Source organism: Streptomyces sp. NPDC051018, from assembly GCF_044456085.1.
GTDB lineage: Bacteria > Actinomycetota > Actinomycetes > Streptomycetales > Streptomycetaceae > Streptomyces.
This window is the reverse complement of record NZ_JBITFN010000003.1, coordinates 346283-365959: the sequence shown is the minus strand read 5'-3', so window position 1 is coordinate 365959 and position 19677 is coordinate 346283. Positions and strand designations below refer to the sequence as shown.

Annotated in this window: 15 protein-coding genes and 1 pseudogene; 8 read left to right on the top strand and 8 right to left on the bottom strand. The window is 72.6% G+C overall.

Annotated features, from left to right (window positions below; all coding sequences use genetic code 11):
• Nucleotides 1-69: 69 nt before the first annotated feature.
• Together ACIBCM_RS07985 and ACIBCM_RS07980 are read right to left on the bottom strand one after the other, a co-directional pair.
• Nucleotides 70-390: a hypothetical protein gene (locus tag ACIBCM_RS07985; RefSeq protein ID WP_399241097.1), complete on the bottom strand. Its 321-nt coding sequence runs from the start codon at nt 388-390 to the stop codon at nt 70-72.
• Nucleotides 391-882: 492 nt separating this feature from the next.
• Nucleotides 883-1428, bottom strand: coding sequence for an ATP-binding protein (locus ACIBCM_RS07980; RefSeq protein WP_399241096.1), 546 nt, complete (start codon nt 1426-1428; stop codon nt 883-885).
• A 480-nt stretch (nt 1429-1908) separates the two neighbouring features.
• Between ACIBCM_RS07980 and ACIBCM_RS07975 the strand changes: the two genes are divergently transcribed.
• Nucleotides 1909-2844, top strand: coding sequence for a hypothetical protein (locus ACIBCM_RS07975; protein WP_399241095.1), 936 nt, complete (start codon nt 1909-1911; stop codon nt 2842-2844).
• Between the two features lie 259 nt (nt 2845-3103).
• Nucleotides 3104-3580: a hypothetical protein gene (locus ACIBCM_RS07970; protein WP_399241094.1), complete on the top strand. Its 477-nt coding sequence runs from the start codon at nt 3104-3106 to the stop codon at nt 3578-3580.
• Between the two features lie 289 nt (nt 3581-3869).
• Here the strand turns inward: ACIBCM_RS07970 and ACIBCM_RS07965 are convergent.
• From ACIBCM_RS07965 to ACIBCM_RS07950, 4 genes and pseudogenes are all read right to left on the bottom strand, one after another.
• Nucleotides 3870-5493, bottom strand: a pseudogene (locus tag ACIBCM_RS07965) (APC family permease).
• A 117-nt stretch (nt 5494-5610) separates the two neighbouring features.
• Nucleotides 5611-7128: a DUF6056 family protein gene (locus ACIBCM_RS07960; RefSeq protein WP_399241093.1), complete on the bottom strand. Its 1518-nt coding sequence runs from the start codon at nt 7126-7128 to the stop codon at nt 5611-5613.
• A gap of 589 nt (nt 7129-7717) precedes the next feature.
• Nucleotides 7718-9076, bottom strand: coding sequence for a serine hydrolase domain-containing protein (locus tag ACIBCM_RS07955; RefSeq protein WP_399241092.1), 1359 nt, complete (start codon nt 9074-9076; stop codon nt 7718-7720).
• Between the two features lie 105 nt (nt 9077-9181).
• On the bottom strand, nt 9182-9778 hold the full coding sequence (locus tag ACIBCM_RS07950) for a TetR/AcrR family transcriptional regulator (RefSeq protein WP_399241276.1): 597 nt from the start codon (nt 9776-9778) through the stop codon (nt 9182-9184).
• A gap of 71 nt (nt 9779-9849) precedes the next feature.
• Between ACIBCM_RS07950 and ACIBCM_RS07945 the strand changes: the two genes are divergently transcribed.
• Nucleotides 9850-10677 (top strand): class I SAM-dependent methyltransferase, encoded by an 828-nt coding sequence (locus ACIBCM_RS07945; RefSeq protein WP_399241091.1) that lies wholly within the window; start codon nt 9850-9852, stop codon nt 10675-10677.
• A 646-nt stretch (nt 10678-11323) separates the two neighbouring features.
• Here the strand turns inward: ACIBCM_RS07945 and ACIBCM_RS07940 are convergent.
• Entirely contained in the window at nt 11324-11980 is a 657-nt protein-coding gene (locus ACIBCM_RS07940; protein WP_399241090.1) for a response regulator, read from the bottom strand.
• Nucleotides 11981-12312: 332 nt separating this feature from the next.
• Between ACIBCM_RS07940 and ACIBCM_RS07935 the strand changes: the two genes are divergently transcribed.
• From ACIBCM_RS07935 to ACIBCM_RS07915, 5 genes are all read left to right on the top strand, one after another.
• Entirely contained in the window at nt 12313-12876 is a 564-nt protein-coding gene (locus ACIBCM_RS07935; RefSeq protein ID WP_399241089.1) for a metal transporter, read from the top strand.
• 132 nt (nt 12877-13008) lie between these two features.
• Entirely contained in the window at nt 13009-14148 is a 1140-nt protein-coding gene (locus ACIBCM_RS07930) for a sensor histidine kinase (RefSeq protein WP_399241088.1), read from the top strand.
• A 683-nt stretch (nt 14149-14831) separates the two neighbouring features.
• Nucleotides 14832-16016 (top strand): Cmx/CmrA family chloramphenicol efflux MFS transporter, encoded by a 1185-nt coding sequence (locus ACIBCM_RS07925; RefSeq protein WP_399241087.1) that lies wholly within the window; start codon nt 14832-14834, stop codon nt 16014-16016.
• A gap of 260 nt (nt 16017-16276) precedes the next feature.
• Nucleotides 16277-17200: an ABC transporter ATP-binding protein gene (locus ACIBCM_RS07920; RefSeq protein WP_399241086.1), complete on the top strand. Its 924-nt coding sequence runs from the start codon at nt 16277-16279 to the stop codon at nt 17198-17200.
• Nucleotides 17197-18222 (top strand): ABC transporter permease subunit, encoded by a 1026-nt coding sequence (locus ACIBCM_RS07915; protein WP_399241085.1) that lies wholly within the window; start codon nt 17197-17199, stop codon nt 18220-18222. The genes ACIBCM_RS07920 and ACIBCM_RS07915 overlap by 4 nt, the downstream gene beginning before the upstream one ends.
• 207 nt (nt 18223-18429) lie before the next feature.
• On the opposite strand, the gene ACIBCM_RS07910 is transcribed toward ACIBCM_RS07915, so the two are convergent.
• Nucleotides 18430-19503, bottom strand: a complete 1074-nt coding sequence (locus ACIBCM_RS07910) for a PP2C family protein-serine/threonine phosphatase (RefSeq protein ID WP_399241084.1) — start codon at nt 19501-19503, stop codon at nt 18430-18432.
• Nucleotides 19504-19677 lie beyond the last annotated feature (174 nt).

Here is a 19677-nt window from a genome sequence, read left to right as displayed (position 1 = left end):
TCGGCGGCCCGGTCAGGCGTGTGTCGGGCCCGCGCCGACGGCGTGCCGACCGCCGGCGCGGGCAGGTGCTCAGGTCTGGGCTCCACCTCCGCCGATCAGCATGTCGCCCAGCTCGCACCAGGCGGTCGACGTCCCGCCGGAGGGGACGAGGGCGCCGAAGTTCCGGTAGGTCTCGATGTCACCCCTCTGGCAGCTGACGAAGGCGCGGAAGGGGTGGCCTTCACAGGTGATGGCGAGCCCTTCGCTGCCGCCGTTCGACAGAAAGACGTAGGTGCACGGATCCGCCGTCACCGTGGGCGCGGCGGTGGCCGGTCCGGACGCCGCGACGAGCCCGCTCGCGCCCAGGGCGAGGGCGCTGACAAGGGCGGCGACAGTACGTCGGGTACGCAAGACGAACCTCCAATGAATGGATTGAGGGCACACATTCCGTCACTCATCGTGCGGTCGTGGCCACACAGCGGGATCACTATGCCGCAATCGTCCGGGCGGTCGTCGCACGCTGTGACCGCCGTCCACCGGTGCCCCCGCCGGGTGTCCGGGCGCCCACACCGCAGTCCGGAGAGCGCGCGCACACGCGAGGGGGCGGGGCCATTGCGGTGGGCCGGGCCCGTGACCTGCGACTACCGCCGGGATGACGGGCGATCCTGCGCCGCCGGGGTCCGCCGTACCCGGCCCCGGCCGCTCAACCCTCCGGCTGCTTTCCGTACTGTCGGACCGTCAAGTGCCCTCCGCTCATGGTGGGTTCACGGTCGGTCACCCGGTTGACGGAGGAGCGCCACCGGTTGTGTTCCGGGAGCCGGCCCGGCGGGGCCACAGCCGATCGTGGCCCGGCGGTCATGTGCGGTGGAGCCCGGGATGCGGTCGCGAAGCCGACGGGCCCGCTCAGGGGGCGAGCCGTGACAGATGTGAAGCGACCGTGGCGACACGCCGGTCAGGATCGCCCGCGGGGATGTCGATGAGTTCATAGCCGAACGCCCGGTAGCTCTGCTCGTGAATCGTCTCGAAGACCAGCGACTCCTGGAAGCCGATGCGGCGGGCGCCGGTGGGCTCGCAGAACCCCAGGTTGCGTACGAAGAACACCCGACGCTCGTAGATCCCCTCCGCCGTGATCCGCTCGATCTCCGCACTCAGCGCGCGGGACACCGGCAGCCCCAGATAGGTGGCGAGGGCGTGGGTGCAGACGGGGGACCGGTCGAACACCTGGGCCGGGCCGGTCGCCGGAGTCTCCCGTTGCCGTTGCCGCTGGAGGGCGATGACGTCGTCGACGAAGGACTCCCGTGTCCACGGCTCGTCCTCGCCCCGGCTCTGTGCCTGAGCGATGACCGTGGTCGCCGCCTCCTCGACGACGGGGTAGCCGAGTGCGGCCAGGCCGCGCAGGATCGTCGTCTTGCCCGCGCCGGGCGTGCCGGTCAGGATGTACCGACGCATGATCGGATTCCTTTCGTAGGTGGTGGGACAGTCCCGCCCATGCACGAAGGCGCCCTGGACACGGGCGCACGCGGCCGGGCCGGTGGTGTCGCGGGGATGTGGTGTGGGGGAGGGAGCGCTTCGAGCGGCTGATCGGCCGGAGCTGCCCCGTCGCACTCGAGAAGGAGGCGCAAGCGATACGGACCCGAGGTCCGTGGTCCGGCGTCACACCGTCCGTACGCCGGAGGGGCCTTGGTCGTCCAGCGGCCCAGGGCCCGGCCTCGTCCAGCGTACAGGGCGCCCCTTCGGGGCCTCGGGCCACGGGCGCCGGAGCTGCTGTCGGCGCCCCGGCGACCGGGGTACGGAGAACCGCGGCGACGCGGACCGCGCGGCCGGGTGGGGGAGCCCGATGACTCCGCGGGGGCAGGGCGCGGGGCCGTCCGGGGGTGTGGACCGTGCCGGAGCCACGGCCGGTGCCGGGGGCGTCCTAACGTGCCGTCCATGAGGATTCTGTGTACGGGCGGCAGACTGGGCGTCACCGTGCTGCTGGGCCTGACCCTCGCCGTGCCCGCTTCCGCGGCTCCCGTCGCCATCGTGGCCGCGGTCACCTCCAGGGCTCCGGACGGCTGGCTGCGCACGGGCGAGGGGATCACCGCCGGAATCAGCGGTACGGCTTTGCTGGCCCTTGGACCCGAGGGCACCGAAGTGCTGGTGGCGCACGACAACAAGCGCCCCGGCGAGCGCCGCCTCTCCCGGATCCTGCTCACCCCCGGATCCGGCACCCGTACCGCCGAGGTGCGCTGGATCGGTGACCGGCTCCCCGTGGACCTGGAGGCACTCGGCGAAGTCCCCGACCGGCCCGGGGAGTTCGTTGCCCTGGAGAGTTCGGGCCGCGGCTACCACCTCCGTCTGCAGGACGACTTCACCGCCCGGGTGGTACGGGAGTTCACCGTTCCCGGCGTCGCCGCCGGCGACAACTACGAGGGCTTCACCCTCACCCGGCGCGCCGGACGGCTGATCGCGCTGTGGGCGCACCGCGGCCAGGACGAGGACCCCGCCCTGCTGCACACGGCGCTGCTCGACTGGCCGCGTCTCTCGTTCGGCCCTCGGCACACCACTTCGGTGCGGGTCGCCTTCCCCCGCGAGAACGTACGGCACATCAGCGACCTGGAGGTCACCCCGGGCGGCCGGGTGCTCGTCACCTCGGCGTCCGATCCCGGGGACGACGGCCCCTTCGACTCGGCCGTTCACGACATCGGCCGGGTCGACCCGTACGGACCGCGGCTGGCGGCCTCCCTGGGCCCGGCGCTTGCCGGCACCTTCCCCGGCCATAAGATCGAGGCCCTGACCTGCGACGGCGGTGTTCCCGGGGTCCTGGGTACCGACGATGAGAACGCCGGCGGGTCCGTACGCACGACATCCGTCTGCCGGGACTGACACTTCGGGGAACCGCTCGTACCGGTATCGGATTGCGCGGGCGGAAGCGCCTGTGAGGGCATGCCCCGGCACCCGGACCGGCCGACCGGGCCGTCGTCGGGGCTCTGAGCGGGTGGCCACCGTGACGGTATGTGCGCGGGCACGCGGCCGGGGCGGAGTACCGTCGGAGGAGGGGAAGGCTGTGCGGCCTTCCGTCCCTCCGACACTGGGATGCCTCGCCCCTCAGAGCGCGGGCGGGCGTACGGGAGGTGGACCGGGTATGGATGCGGAACGCGCCGGCCGTATGGTGTCGGCACTGCGCGCCCGGGGGGTGATGGCCCATGTCGTGGAGGCGGGCGTCTACGAGGTGGGCATCCGTGTGGTCCTCGACCAGGGGATCGAGGCGCTCTGGGACGTGGACGGAGCGGCCGGGCTCGACGCCGAGATCGTCGGTGAGGGGGTGCTCATCGGTTTCGTCCCCCATGTCCCCGGTTCCGAGAACTTCACCGAGCAGCAGCTCGTGGACACCATCGCGACCACGATCTACTCGGCGGAAGGACTCCATCCGCCGAGGGACACGCCCACAGGGGGATCCGCGCCCCCTCCCGCCGGGAAGCCCTCCGCATCCCCTCCCGCCGGGGAACCCGCCCCGCCTCCGTCCGCCGAGGAGCCCGGACCGCCCGCGCCTCCTCCTCCGGGGACACCCGCCGTGGCCCGCTACCAGCGCCGGGCCCACTGGATCCGGCGGGACCGCTGACGACAACAGTCCCGCTCATCCGTGCCGTGCTCTCCGCGCGGGTTCCCGTCGTGCTCCGAGCGCCGTGAGCGGTGTCACGACGGCGAGCGGTGTCACGACGGCCGCGGGCTTGGCGGCGCGGCGAAGGCCGAGTGGGCGCTCACCCGCCCGCGTGCGACCGGTCGCACGTCCCGGTGTGTTTTCGGCACGAGAGGGCGCCGGCGGGCGGATGGACGGGCGAGCCGTGGACAGGCGGCCCGTGTCAGGGCTGTCCGCCGCAGCGCCGCCGGGCTCAGCCACGAGACCGCATTCAGCGATGGGGCGTCAGAGTGACGGAGCCGATGTACTCCCGCGCCTCGTCGTCGGGAAGCCGCACGGACTGCGCCCAGAAGTAGATCAGCAGGCTGAACACGGCGATGAGCACCATGTCCCACCACAGCGGAATGGCCCATACCCACGAGATAGACCGGAAGCCACTGCGCGGAGCGCCAGTCCATCCGGGGGACCCTCGGGTTGAGCCGGAGCAGGGCCGAGCCGCCCAGCAGCAGGTATCCGAGCACGATCGCCACACCGAGCCGCCACAGCGTGTCCCAGTCGGCCCAGTAGATGATCAGATTGGACACGATGAAGGCGACCGGAGCCCAGAACAGGCCGGCGGGCAGGCGGTACGGCCGGTACCGGTCGGGATCCTGTCTGCGAAGGCACCCGAGAGCGAGCGGCGCTCCCGCGTACATCAGCACGCTCGCGGACGTGACGAAGCCGACGAGCTTCTGCCACGTGGGGAACGGCAGGAACACGATGAGCCCGACCAGAAAGGCGAACAACAGGCTGAACCACGGGACCCCCCGCTTGGTCGTACGCTCGAAGACCGCGGGCACATAGCCGTTGCGGGACAGGCCGTACGAGACCCGGGAAGCGGCCGTGGTGTAGATCAGGCCCGTGCCGGTCGGTGAGATGACCGCGTCGATGTACAACAGGGTGGCGAGCCAGCCGAGCCCGACGGTCAGGGCGAGGCCGGCGAACGGTCCGGCCTTGTCGGGGAAGGACAGGTTGGCCCAGCCGTTGGCGAACGCGCTCTGGGGCAGGGCCCCGATGAACACCACCTGGAGCGCCAGATAGATCAGGGCGCCGACGAGGATCGAGCCGATGACCGCCCGTGGGATGTCCCTCGCGGGATTGCGGCTCTCCCCGGCCAGCTGGTCGGCCTGCTCGAAGCCGAGCAGTGCGAAGATGATGCCGCTGGTGGTGACGGCGGAGAGCACGCCCTGCGCGCCGAAGGGGGCGAAGCCCTGGTGGCCGAAGTTCTCACCGTGGAAGGCGGTCGCGGCCAGGGCGACGATGGTGACGACGGGGACGGCGACCTTCCACCAGGTCGCCGCGCTGTTGGTGTGGGCGAGCCATCGGATGCCCAGGAAGTTGACGACGACGAAGAATGCCATGAAGGCGACGGCCAGCCCGTATCCCGCGGCGGTCAGTTGGTTCTTCCCGGCCTGCACCCAGTCGGCGTGGACACTGAGGTAGTTCAGTGACGCCATGACCTCGATCGGTGCCGTGGCGACGGCCTGCAGCCAGGAGAACCAGCCGAAGGACGCGCCCGCGACGCTGCCGAAGGCGTAGTGCGGAAAGCGCGCGGTGCCGCCCGCGACCGGGTACATGGCTCCCAGCTCCGCGTGGACGAAGGCCAGGACGATGATCGCGGCGGCTCCGATGGACCAGGACAGCAGCGCCGCCGTTCCGGCCGCCTGCGCGGCGAACAGCGCACCGAACAGCCACCCCGAGCCGATGATGGACCCCTCGGAGCTCCAGATGAGGCCGATCAGCCCGATGTCCCGCTTGAGACCCGGATTGCGGGGGGGCCTTGGGTAAGGTCGCCTCCGGCATCTGAGTGTGTGCTCCTTCCGTTGAGGACCGGACGCGGACCGGATGCCACGCATCCGGCGGACCTCTTATTCATGTCCCGATCAACGGCCGCCCCATCGGGGACATCCAGAGTTGCGCCGCACGGGTCGCGCGGGAGCACCCGGCCCGGGGCGGCGGCCCGGCCACTCCTCTCAGGGGAGCCGGGGGGAGTAGGTGATGTGTTCGACCCGGTAGTAGTTGGCGATACAGGCGGCCGGCCAGCTGCCGTGGACGCTGAAGGGTTCCCGTATGCCGCTGACCGACACCGGTTTGTAGGGAAGGCTCCGGGCGCCCCCCGTCACCTGGGCGCGGAGCCACCGGTCCTGGTGGTCCCACGCTTGTGCGCGGGCGCTCATGTCCTGTGCCAGCCGGCCGAGGGAGACCGCGAAGGCCAGGCAGCAGACGGCGCAGACGGCCGCGCCGGTCACCCGCGCGGTCCCGGCGCGGCGGGAGTACGGCCGCAGCAGGCGCCCGAGGAGTGCTCCGGCGCCGACGAGCAGGACGACATACAGCAGGACGTGGTCGTTCCAGGCGCGTGAGGACCATGCCACACCGGGGCCGAAGAAGGGGTACGCGATCACCGTGCAGAGGTAGCCGGAGACGAGGAACGTGACCATTCCGGCGGTGGCGAGGAGTCGTCGGTGCGTCAGCACGATCGACGTCGGCCGTGCTCCGACCCGTCCGCACATCAGCCCCAGCAGCAGCCCGGCCGCGACTGCGCCCAGGTACTGCCAGGTGGTGAGCAGTGTGAAGAGGATACGGGCGAAGGCGCGCAGCGAGCCGATCAGCGCGTCGGGGGAGAGCATCGAGGTGTCCGCCCCGTACCGCGCACGGCGTCGACGGGAGCCGGGCGAGTTGAGCAGGACCAGGGTCCCGACGCCGATTCCCGCGATCCCGGCCAGGCACCACCACCGCGTGTAGGTCCGCCTGTGTTCGGCGAGGATCCTGCGGCTGAGGAGGAACACGCAGAAGAGCACGCCGAGGCCCACGATCGACGCCTGTTCGGAGAGCGTGGCCAGGAAGCAGCCCGCGGCGAAGGCGGTGGTGAGGGCGGCTGCTCGTCCTGTGCGTGTGGTGGTGAGGAGGAGGGGGATGGTGGCGGCGCAGGCGAGGACGGGTGCGAGGGTGTGGGAGACGGAGGAGGCGGGCCAGTAGAGGGTTTTGTAGGTGTTGGGTGTGGCGAGGAGGAAGACGGCGGTGAGCATGGCGGCGACCAGGAGGGGGATGCCCCGGGGGGTTCGCAGTCCCGCTCTGCGCAGTCCGAGGGCGGTGACGGTCCACAGGACGCCGAGTGTGACGAGGGCGGTGACGGGGGCGAACCACTGGTGTCCCGCGACCCCGAACCTCGCGTACAGGCCCACCAGCAGGGCGTTGGCCACCCGCCCGTTGTCCCTGAGATAGAACTTGCGGACCATCTCGCCCACACCGCCGTCACGTGTGACGGGCAGGAAGCACCAGTCGTCAGCGCCGGGCCGTACGTACTGTCCGAACCAGGCGGCCGCTGCGAGCAGACCGAGCGGCAGCAGACAGAGCGTCACCGCCCACAGGGCCGTTCCCGCGTGGTGTGAGCCGGAGCCGGAGCTGAGATCTGGGCCCGGGTCGGGGCCAGGACCCGGGCCGGAGCAGGGACCGGGAGCCGGGCCGGAGCCGAAGGCCGTGGGGTCAGCCACTCCGGCGCCCGTACGGTTCGGGCCGCCGTCTCGTACCGCGGTCGGCGAGGGGCGGTCCCGGGCTCTGCCGGTCCGGAGAGCCCCGGCGGGCCGGGAGCTCGCTTCCGTCGTGCGACAGGCTGTGGTTCGCGCCGCACGCGATCCGCAGGGCCGTACGCTTCCCGGTGGCGCCCCGCCATGGCTCGTGCGGCCGCCGCCGGCTCGCGCTACCCCTCTCCCGCAGGGACCCGACCCCCGCACCCGCACCGACGGCGGGCACGGCCGCGATCGTGGGCGCGGGGGACGGGCATGAGGGGCGACGCCGGTTCCGATCCACCCGAGAGTTCCTTCCGCCGTGCGTCTCCCCAGCGGATGTTCATCCCGTGGCGCGGGCGGATTCAACCGACACGCCGCAGCGCGGGGCCATGCGCGGGCCGTCCATCCTCCTCAGGGGTGCGTCCTTTGGCACGGCGGCCGACGGGGACGCCCGGAGCCGGGAAGGACGCGGGCTGTCGCACCGTCAGGGGGCGGCGTACGGATCCGCATGCGCTGTCGCGGGCCGAGACGGGTGGCGGAGACGTCCGGTGAGGCTCCCGGCCGGACACGGACGTCAGCGGGCGAGCCCGTCCGGGCGCGGGGACGCGGTCAGCTCGCAGGGATGGCTGAGGAAGTTGCCCATCCAGCCCTCGGCGTCGCCGTTCTTGAAGGCACGAGCGACGCCGGTCAGGCGCCCCCGGCCGAGGCGGAGTTCCAGGCCGAGGCCGGGGCTGCTGATGCGGGCGTCGGCGGTCGGCAGCTGGAGGTCGAGGGAAGTCCGCAGGTCCCATGCGCGCGAAGCGAGAGCCGGAGCCGTCGCGGGCGCGCCGCCGTTCAGCCGGAACTCGACCCTGTGGTCCGCCAGGATCTCCAGGGTCAGCGGGACAGGGGCCTCGGGCGTGGTGATCAGGCCCGCCCAGATGCCCGGCGGCAGCGTCATCGGCCGTGCCGGGTCGTCGATCACCGGGGCGATCAGCTCATCCGTGTAACCCGGGACCAGGGTGTCCAGCAGATACCGGACGACGGTGTCACGGGCGGCCTTGCCGGTGCCGTTGGACAGTACGGCCACCGAGAGCCGCTGTTCTGGAACGGTCACGAGCATCGCCGCCACGCCGCCCATGCCGCCGCCGTGGCTCCGCACGACGGGGCCGTCGCCGTACGACACATTCCAGCCGAGTCCGTAGCCGAGGCGGGCGTTGTACGGTACGGCGTCCCGTACGGCCGCCGCGGTCGGTGGCCTGAGCAGGCGCTCGTACGACTGGGCGAACAGCGCCAGGTCCGTGGCGGTCGCCCAGCCCTCGCTGGCTCCGGGGTGGCCGGTGGCGCACCGCGGCGGGTAGGGGCGGCCGTCGGCCGTGTACCGGACCGCGACGGGGGCGGGGCCCTGATAGGACGGGCCCAGATGCCAGGAGCCGAGCCCGAGCGGCTCGCACACCCGGTGACGGATGAACTCCCCGAGCCCCTGCCCGCTGGACTCCTCAAGGACGTGGCCCAGTACGCGGTAGCCGAGATTGGCGTACTCGAAGCCGGAGCCCGGCTCCCGGAAGAGCACGGCGTAGCGGCCGGTGTCGACAGGACGCTCGCCGCCGCCGTCATGGAAGTCGTAGTGGGCTCCGAAGCCGCCCCGGTGCCGCAGCAGTTCGCGTACCGTCGGCCCGGACCACCGGGACTCGCCCGGTACCGGCACCGGCGCGTCCAGGTCCAGCAGCCCCTCGTCCGCGGCCACGCAGACGGCGGTCGCCGTGAACGGCTTGGTGACGGAGGCCAGCGCATACGCGGTGCCCGGCGTGGCCGGACGCCCGGTGGCGAGATCCGCGAGCCCGTACGCCTCGGCGAGGACGATCTCTCCCCGCTCGGCCACCGCGACGGACACGGACGGACATCCGTGTCCGGCCAGTGCCTCGGCGCAGTGCTTCCGCAGTCCGTCCAGCATGTCGTCCCTCGCTCGGTTGCCCGGAGACCGGCTGTCGCGCGGCTCCGTGTTCTCAGTTCTCACTGTCCCGGCCGCCCGGGTACGGCCCTTGATGCCCCGGGCCGTTCACAGCGGTTCGGACACGGCGCCGGTGACGACCGCGGTCACGACCCCGCGGACGGCGTCGGCCTGCGGCGGGGTGCCCTTCCGGTCGGCGAACACCATGTGCGCGGCTCCGATCAGGGTGGGAGCGAGGGTGTCCACGGCCGTGTCCGGTGCGAGGCGGCCCAGTTCGCGTTCGGCCGTGAGGTAGGAGGCGATCATGGCCGTGGCCTCCGTGAGGAGCGGGACGCCGGCCGGTGTGGTCCGGCGGAGGCGGGCGCGCAGCTCGTCGCGGGAGGTGACGAGGCCGACGATCGCCACGGCCACCGGCCTGAAGAGACCGGTCAGCGCACGGGTGAGGTTCTCCGTGACGGTATCCGTCCCGGCCGCGTCGCGCAGGGCCGCTGACCGGCTGTCGATCCCGGCGATCCGGTCCTGCACCAACTCGGCGAGAAAGCCGTCGAAGTCGGTGAAGTGCCGGTGCAGGACACCCTTGGCGCAGCCTGCCTCCGTGGTCACCGCCCGGCTGGTCAGCGCGCTGGGCCCGTCCCGGAGCAGTACGCGTTCGGCGGCTTCGAAGAGCTGCTCGCGCGCGTCGCGGAAAACCACACCCGTCGGCACCGTGCCCATCTCCTGTGCTCGTCGTGCCCGCCCAGTAGTCGAGTGGGCGGTCGCCCACTTATAGTGGGCGCATGCCCACTATACCTCCGGAGAGGGCGCGTCCCTCCGAACCGGAACCTCATCGAGCCCGTCGGACAGCGGAGTCGTTCGGCTCCGACCCCGAACGCTACGACCGGTCCAGGCCCCGTTATCCCGATGCGATGGTGGAGCGGATCGTCGCAGGCAGCCCCGGGGCCGACTGTCTCGACGTCGGTACCGGAACCGGCATCGCGGCACGGCAGTTCCAGGCGGCCGGCTGCGCGGTCCTCGGGGTCGAGGTCGACGCGCGGATGGCCGAGTGGGCGCGACGGCGCGGGCTCACGGTCGAGGTCGCGGCCTTCGAAACCTGGGACCCGGCCGGGCGGGCGTTCGACGCCGTCGTCTCCGGGCAGAGCTGGCACTGGGTCGACCCGGTCGCCGGCGCCGAGAAGGCGGCCGGGGCACTGCGGCCCGGCGGCCGGCTCGCCGTGTTCTGGAACGCGGGGCTTCCCGGGCCCGGGACGGTCGAAGCGTTCGCCGAGGTCTATCGCCGGGTGGCGCGCGGCTCCCTCGCCGCCCGCCAGTGGGTGGTGCCCGCCGGGGACGGTTACGCGGCGCTGTGCGCCCGCGCGGCCGAAGGGATGGAGAAGGCGGGCGCCTTCGGCGAACCGGAGCAGTGGCGGTTCGACTGGGAGCGGTCCTACACCCGGGACGAGTGGCTGGACCAGCTCCCCACGACCGGTGGGCACACGCAACTCGCTCCCGCGGAGCTGGAAGCGGTACTGGCAGGCGTCGGAGCCGTCGTCGACGCTGCCGGAGGCCGCTTCACGATGCACTACACCACGGTGGTGGTCACCGCGGTGCGAACCGGGGACGCCTGACCCGGCGTCACCGGGGATCGGCCCATCTGAGGGGCCCGCGTGGAGACCTTGCCGGTCGGTGACCGGGGCCGCGTAACGGGGGGCCGCCCGGCCCGAGGGGGACCCGCCCGTCGGCCCCGCGAAGTTGTCCACCGTAAAGGCCCCGCGGCCCGCGCGGCACGGGCCGGATTCCTGCGAGCGCCGGGACTCGAACCCGCGGTTCAGCCGTGCGGCCGACACGAGACCGGTCACTCCGTTCCGGGCGCCCGCGTGGGCGCGACCGATGGGCCGGGGGTGCGGGCGGCGGGCGATGTCGCCGTTGTCAAAGGGAGACAGTGGACGGCGGGGCGGCGGCCGGAGCGGCCGTCCACGCGGAGCTGATCGCCGGGGAGATCCACCGGGCGCACCAGGCTGCTGAGGCACCAGCCTGCGCGGGTGTCGCGCCCGGCCTCAGCGGGGTGGCCCGGGCGCCCTGGCAGTCCGATGGGACAGCCGGTTCGTCATGACGAGCCGGGCCGGTGTGGTCCCCCTCGCAGGGGCGGCCCACGTCGGCGCGTTCCTCTGTCACCTCGGCGGACCGCTCCGCAGGGCTGTCCCGGGGCGCGAACCGGCCCCGCGCCGAAACCCGTGAACGGGGGGCGAGGCGCATCACGCGGTCAGGGTGCCGTCATGTGCTTTCCACGATGCGGTTCTCCCATGCCCACGCGGCGATTTCGAGCCGGTTGCGGGTCCCGAGTTTGCCCTGGATACCGGACACATGGCTCTTCACGGTGCTCAGAGAGATGAACAGCTCCGAGGCGATCTCCTGGTTGGTACGGCCCCGGGCAATGGCCCGTACGACCTCCAACTCGCGGTCCGACAGCGGCGCCTCCGTGGCGGCGGCACGGGGCACGCCCGCGGAGATCACATGACGCAGCAGCCGGAGGGTGATCGACGGCGAGACCAGCGCCTCTCCGTTGTGGGCGGCGCGGACCGCCTCCACCAGGAGCACCGGCCCGGCGTCCTTCAGGACGAACCCCACCGCGCCGCCCCGCAGCGCCCCGTACACATACTCGTCCAGGTCGAAGGTGGTCACCACGATGACCCGGATGGGGTCGACCACCCCCGGGCCGGCCAGCAGACGGGTGACCTCGATGCCGTCCAGTTTGGGCATCCTGATGTCGACCAGGCAGACATCGGGCCGCAGCCGGCGCGCCATCGCGACCGCCTCCGAACCGTCGGCGGCCTCTCCGACGACGCTGATGTCGGGCTGTTCCTCCAGGATGAGCCGCAGGCCACGGCGGATCATCGCCTGGTCGTCGGCGATCAGGACCTTGATGGTCATCCGGGCTCCCCTGGAGGACGGGCATGAGGGGCCGCTACGGGCCGTCCCCCGCCGGTGCCCGCGGCCGCCGGCGCGGGTCTCGGCGCGCGGCGTGCATGTCGACCAGACCGTACCACCGGGGTGGATGGGGGCCGTACGGCATCTCGTGGAGCCTCCGGGCGGACCGGTTGATGCCCGGTCGTCCGGGCCGCCGTGGCCGTACACCGGACATCGGGAACGTGGCGGGCGGAGCGGGGCGGTGTGCCGGAACCGGCCCGAAGCACGGGTCTCCCGGCACACTTCCGTACTTTCGGCCGGTTCCCCGGGAGGCCGTCCTTCCTAGCCTCGGCAGCATGGATACAGCGGAACGGCCGAATACAGCGCAACGGCCGGCGAGGCCGGCCGGAACGATGTTCAACATCGGGCTCGGCGGCGTGATCGTCCTGGGGATCGCCTTCACGGCGTACATGTTCATGACCAGCTGGGGCGGCGCCTCCTGGGTGTTCGGCTCCGCCGTCTCGATCGGCGTGGGCGGCCTCGCGCTGCTTCGCGAGCGATGGGTGGCCCCGACCGCGGTCGTGGGGCTGGCCGTGACGGCCGGTGCCATCACGGTGTCCCTGCTCGCCGGGGACGATCTGCCGCGGGAGCCGGCGCCCGTCACGGCGCTCGCTCTGTCCGTACTCGTCGGATCCGCGATCAGGACGCTCCCCGCGGGAGCGGCCATCGGGATCGCGGGGGGCGGCATGGCGGTGACCGCGCTCGCCTGGTCCGGCGGGTTGCACGCCGTGGCGGGCCTGGCCACGCTGGCGATGACCGCCGCTCTCCTGCTGGGGCCGGCGCTGCGCGGCATCGACCGCGGCCGGCGCGCCGAGACTCCGGGCCCGCAGGGGGCATGGGGCGCCCCGCCGCGGTCCTGAGGGCCGTCGAGGATGCGCGAACACCCCGGGGTCGAGGCGAACCCCGCCCGGCCCGTCGGCCCGCCCCCGGCTCCGTCCGGCGCCCCGCCGAGCGGCGCGGACGCCGGAGGGGGATCCCGTAACCTGACCGATGTGACCATTCCGGTTCGATGGGCCAGGGTCGTCTCCGCCGCCGGGCTCGGCGTCACGTTCCTCGCGGCGATCGTCCTCCAGGCCGTGGCCATCGCGCAGACCTGGGGAGCCGCGTTCTGGGTACCCGGCGCCGCCGCGGCCGTCGTGGTGTGCGGGCTCGCGCTGATGCGCCACCGGGAGCGGACCTGGACGGCGGCCGCAGGGCTCGTCGTCGCCGCACTGGCGGTCCTCGTCCCGCTGCTGCCCGGGACCGAGCTTCCCGCCGGGCTCGGACCCTCCGTGACCCTGGGCCTGGGGGTGCTCATCGGATCCGCGGTCAGGGCCCTGCCGCCGGTGCGGGCCGGGGCCGTCTCGGGCGCCGGGCTGCTGGTGATCGCCGGTCAGTTCGCCGCAGGGCCGACCACGGGGGTGACGGGCATCGCGGCCGCGGGCTGGCTGACCGCCGTCGCGGTCGGGCTGGTGCTCCGGACGTACGACGTCCGGGCACGGGCCGCCGCCGAACGGGTACGCCGGGTCGAACGGCTGGAGCTCGCCCGGGAACTGCACGACATCGTGGCCCACCACATCACCGGGATGCTGATCCAGGCGCAGGCCGCCCAGATCGTCGCCCGGCGGAATCCCGGGCAGGTGTCGGACTCGCTCAACGAGATCGAGACCGCCGGTTCCGAGGCCATGGCCGCGATGCGCCGTGTCGTCGGTCTGCTGCGCGACACCGACGACGCGGCGCCCGCCTCGCCCGGGCCGGAACGGCTGGGCGCGCTGGTCGAGCGCTTCAGCCGCCAGGGTCCGACGGTGAGCCTGAACATGCCCGTCGACGAGGCCGAGTGGCCGCCGGAGGTGACCAGCACCCTGTACCGCATCGTCCAGGAGTCGCTGACGAACGTCCTGCGGCATGCGCGGCACGCCCGTTCGGTCGAGGTCACCGTCGGCCGGGTCCCGGAGGGAGTCACCGTCGAGGTCGCCGACGACGCCCCGCCGAACTCCGCCCGCCCCCGTCATCGCGGCGGCTACGGCCTGGTCGGTATGCGCGAACGTGTCGAGACGCTGGGCGGCTCGCTGCGTGCCGGCCCCCGGCCCGGCGCGGGCTGGGCCGTGCGGGCGACCCTGCCCGTCCCCGCCGGCGACCCCGGGGGACCGTGACGCTCCGGTGTGCCCCCGGGCCGGCGGCGCACCGGGGGCGGCCCGGCGAAGGTCTCGCCGGGGTAGGCGCACCGGCCCCGGCGGAGTTCTCATCGGGGGCGCACCGGTCGCCGCGGAGCCGAACGGGCGGGCTCCCAACCTGCTCGATGGTTCTCTGCGGTGCTTCCGGTGGCTGCGGGCCCCGTATGTCCGGCCGGGAGGAGTGGCGGTCCGCCGTGGACGCCTCGCGTCGTCCTGTACGCGGCGACCGTGTGCCCGAGGCTACGGGGACATCTCAGGGGTCCGGCCAGCCGGGCTCCCCGGTGACCTCTGCGGTGTTGTCCGTGGCTTGTGGCCCCGTGTGTCCGGCTGTGAGCGGCGGCGGTCCGCCTTCGGAGTCCCCGTACCGTCCTGTACGCGGCGACCGTGTGCCCGAAACTCCCGGGACATCGCCGGGTCGGATCGGGCGCGTGCGCGGAAACCCGTGTGCTTCACCGGGGACCGGTCGGGTACCGTTCGAGTCATGTCGAGCCCTGAGTCAGCTGAGGTGGGGGCTTTCGGTCACGCCGTCAGCCCCCTGAATCACTGAGTTCGAAGTCCACACGTCCCGCCGCGTTCCTCGGCCGGATGTGTGGGCCCGTGTGTGCTGACCGCGGTGACGAGACGTCTTCCTGTTGTGTTTCTCCTCGTCTCGGAGCCTCTCGATGCCTTTCCCGCTGTATCTGCTCGCCCTGGTGGTCTTCGCCATGGGCACCTCGGAATTCATGCTCGCCGGCCTCCTGCCGGACATCGCCTCCGACTTCGACGTGTCCGTCGGAACGGCGGGCACCCTCACCTCGGCCTTCGCGATCGGAATGATCGTCGGTGCCCCGCTCATGGCCGCGCTCGCCCGCAACTGGCCCGGGCGGACGAGCCTTCTCGGGTTCGTCCTCGTGTTCTCGGCGGCACATGTGGTGGGTGCCGTCACCACGAGCTTCGTCGTCCTGTTCGCGACCCGGGTCGTCGCCGCGGTGGCGAACGCCGGATTCCTCGCCGTAGCCCTGACCACCGCCGCCCGGCTGGTTCCGCCCAGCAGCAAGGGACGCGCGCTGGCCGTCCTGCTGTCGGGCACGACGGTGGCGACGATCGCCGGGGTCCCCGGCGGGTCCCTGCTCGGCACGATGTTCGGCTGGCAGGCCACCTTCTGGGCGGTCGCCGTCGTCTGCCTGCCCGCGGCTCTCGGCATCCTCAGGGGAATCCCCACACGTCCGGGGCAGTCGGACGAGGCCGACGGACCGGCCCTGAGGTCGGAGGTCGCGCAGCTCAGGAGTCCGCGTCTGATCCTCGTCATGCTGCTCGGTGCGCTGGTGAACGCGGCGACCTTCGGCAGCTTCACCTTTCTGGCTCCCCTCGTGACCGACGACGCCGGAATGACCAGGCCGTGGATCTCCGTGGTGCTGGTCCTCTTCGGAGCCGGTTCGTTCGCCGGTGTCACCCTCGCGGGAAGGCTCTCGGACCAGCGCCCCGGTGCGGTGATCGCGGTCGGCGGGCCCCTGCTGCTCATCGGCTGGCCCGCTCTGGCCGTACTCGCCGAACAGCAGATCGCCTTCCTCGCCCTCGTGTTCGTCCAGGGAGCGCTGTCGTTCGCGGTGGGCAGCACACTGATCACGAGGGTCCTCTACGAGGCATCCGGAGCCCCCACCATGGCTGGGGCATACGCCACCGCGGCACTCAACGCCGGTGCCGCCGTCGGCCCTCTCATCGCCGCGGCCACCCTCGGCACGGTCGGGAACCGCGGGCCCCTGTGGGCGAGCGGATGTCTCGTCCTGGTCGCCTTGCTCGCCGCGCTGTCCTTCCGCGATGTGCTGGCAACCGCCCGGAACAGCGGAGGTGCTCCGGTGACGCCTTGATGATCGTCCCGTCACGGGGTCCGGCCGGCCGGACCCCGTGACGGGAGCGGTGTGAGGCCCGCTGCCCGTCGAACGGCCGCCCGCTCCGGCAGCGGGCTCCTCGACCGGGCACTCACCGGCGGCGGGTGCCCTCCGGGCCGTACCGTACGCGGTTCGCCCGCAGCGGCCCCGGGCCGAACCGGTCAGAAGTACGGCCGCCCGCCACGGCAACCGTGCTTTGGGCCGATGCCGGGAAAGACGTGGATTCCCAGGATGAGCGCATGGCACATCCAAACTCCCCTCCGGTCATCCACTCCGAGGGTTTGACGAAGAAATACGGCCGCCGCGGCAGGGCGGCCCTGAGCGACGTGACCTTCACCGTCCCCGCGGGCCGTGTCATCGGCCTGGTCGGCCCGAACGGGGCCGGGAAATCGACCCTGCTGCACCTGGTCTGCGGGCTGATCGAGCCGACCTCCGGGGCGCTGACCGTGCTGGGGTCGCGTCCCGCGGCGGACGCCTCGCATCTGGCCCGGGTGGGTTTCGTCGCGCAGAACACGCCGGTGTACGGCTCGTTCACCGTGGCCGAGCACCTGAAGCTCGGCTCGCACATGAACCCGGAGTGGGACCAGGCCCTGGCCGAGCGGCGGATCAGCCAGGCGGGGCTGGACCTCGCACAGAAGGCGGGGCACCTCTCGGGCGGGCAGCGAGCACAGCTCGCGCTGACCGTCGCGGCGGCCAAACGGCCCGAGCTGCTGATCTTCGACGAGCCGGCGGCGGCCCTGGACCCGCTGGCCCGCAAGGGGTTTCTGCGGAATCTGATGGAGTTCGTACGTGAACTCGGTGCGAGCGCGGTCCTCTCCTCCCACTTGCTCGGAGACATCGAGCAGGTCTGCGACCACCTGATCGTGCTGTGCGGCTCGCGGGTGCAGATCGCGGGCGACACCCGGGACCTGCTCGCCGGACACGGCCGGCTGATCGTGCCTCTCGGCGAACTCGACCGGCTGCCCGCCCGGGTCGAGGTGATCCAGGCGGAGCACAGCGGCGGGTACGCGAACGCGGTCGTCCGCACCGATGCCCCGCCCGCCTCGCTGCCGTACCCGGTCGAGCCCGTCACGCTGGAGGAACTCGTCCTCGGCTATATGACCCGGGCGGCGGCCGCACCCGCCGCCCGGAGCGCCGCCGCAGCCGGGGAGGCACGCCGATGATGTGGCTGAGCTGGCGGCAGTTCCGTGTCCAGGCGCTGTTCGGCGCCCTCGCGCTGGCCGTCATCGCCGGGTACCTGGTGTATCTCGGTACGGACATCCGCGACGCCCACGACGTCTACCGGGCCGCGTGCGAGGACCCCGCCGACTGCGCCCGGGCAAGAAGCCGGTTCCGCGGTGTGTACCAGAACACCCTGCTGTTCCTGGCGGCCGGACTCGCCCTGATCCCCGCCGTCATCGGCACCTTCTGGGGCGCTCCCCTGGTCGCCCGGGAGCTGGAGAACGGCACCCACCGGCTGGTGTGGAACCAGAGCGTCACCCGTCCGCGCTGGCTCCTCGGCAAGGTCCTGCTCGCCGGCCTGGCGGCCGTGATCGTGACCGGTGCGGCGGCGGCCCTGCTCACCTGGGCGGCCCGCCCCTTCGACGAGGTGGTCAAGGAGCAGTTCGACGCCTTTGTGTTCGGCGCGCGCAACATCGCCCCGATCGGCTACGCGGCACTGGCCTTCACCTTCGGTACGGTCGTCGGGCTTCTGATGCGCAGGACACTGCCCGCGATGGCCGTGACGCTCGTGGTCTTCCTCGCCTTTCAGTTCTTCTTTCCCAACGTGGTGCGGCCCGGTCTGATGCCGCCGGTCAGGGCCACGGTGCCGATGACGGCCGAGGCCGTCAACGCGGCCCAGAACCTGGGCAGCATCGGCGGTGGCTCCGTCATCGGCGGGGTGAGGATTCCGGGCGCGCCCGACGCGTGGATCGCGGAGACGAGCCCGCTGCGCACCGCGGACGGCAGGACCCTCAGCGCGAGCGAGTTCAACAGCTGCCTCGACAGTCCGCCCAAGACCGGCGCGGGCGGCACATTCGGCGACACGGCGGTGTGCCTCGCCGGGCACGACCTCCATGTCGACGTCAGCTACCACCCCGGCAGCCGCTACTGGTCGTTCCAGTGGCGGGAGACCGCGATCTATCTGGCGCTCAGCGGGATCCTCCTCGCGTGCGGCGCCTGGCGGATCCGGCGCCGGGTGAGCTGACCCGCGCCGATCGGCTCCGCCGGGAAGCGTCCCGGCGGAGCACGGACCGTACGGGCCCGGACCGTACGAGTCCGTATGAGCCCGGACCGTATGAGATCGGATGGGCCCGGACCGGACATCCCGCCGTCTCCGGGCCACAGCACATCCGGGACCCCGCGCCGCCCGTCCTGCCACCGGGCCGCCGGGCCGGGGAGCTCCGGGCGGGCACTACCGCGGGTCGGGCCCCGGGGCGAGCGCGATGAGGGCCATGTCGTCGGTGATGCCCGCGCGGGTGTGCCGCCGTACATCGGTGACCACGAGGTCCAGCAGGGCCGTGGGATCGGTGTGCGGTCCGTCCGTGAGCGCGGCGACCGGGTCGTAGAACGAACCGCCGGCGTCCCGGGCCTCGGTCAGTCCGTCCGTGAACAGCAGCAGCGTCCCGGCCCGGGGGAGCGGGTACTCCTGCGGCCGCACCGGATCACCGTTCAGACCGGTCATGCCCAGCGGCAGTGCGTGGCGCACCGGGGCGAGGGCGCGGGGCGGCTGCCCGGGCAGGAGGAGCAGCGGCGCGAGGTGGCCCCGGTTGACCAGCCGTACCACACCTCCGCGGTGCGGGATCTCCGCGAGGACGGCGGTGGCGAACAACTCGGCGGCGTCCTCGCCGCCACGGCGCTCGGCCTCGCGGGTCAGCGCCCCGTCGAGCCAGTCGGCCACCGCTTCCAGCCGCGCCTCCCGTTCGGCAGCCTCACGGAAGGTGCCCATGATGACCGCCACCGTTCCCACGGCTCCCAGGCCCTTGCCCCGTACGTCCCCCACCATCACCCGCACCCCGTACGGAGTGTTCTGTACGGCGAAGAAGTCGCCCCCGATCAGTGCGTCCTGGGCCGCCGCCTCATAGCGTGCCGCGACCAGCAGACCGTCGAGGCGGGCCGGAGGAGTGGGCAGCACCGCACGCTGCGCTGCTTCGGCGACCTCCCGGGCCGAGGCGAGCCGCTCACCCCCGCGGCGGATCAGCATGCTGATCGCCAGCGCCAGTGCCGACACGGTGATCAGGGTGAACTCCTCCGTGTAGGCCTGTGCCTCGCCCAGAGTGTTGTCCTGTACATGCAGCGCCGCCACCAGCAGAGTGGCCGCCACTCCCGTCAGCAGGGTGCCGGTGAAGGAGTAGAAGGGCGCGGCCACCAGCGGCGCGGCGGCGAACATGGGGGCCGCGGTGAACCGCTGGGGCGTCGCCAGGGAGAACACCGTGCCCACGACGAGCAGCAGTGCGGGCAGCGACCGGACAGCACGTTGGGACCCCATCACATACCCGTGCTGCCCGCCGGGACCGCTCGTCTAACGGACCGTAGGCCAGTCGGGTGTGCCCGTCGCCGCTCTCCGCGCGGTGTCACGGGACGGGAGGGCGGGGGACCCCGGGGGCCTCCGAGCAACGGAGGCCCCCGGGGCGCGGGCGGCTACGCCGGTGAGGGCCCGTCC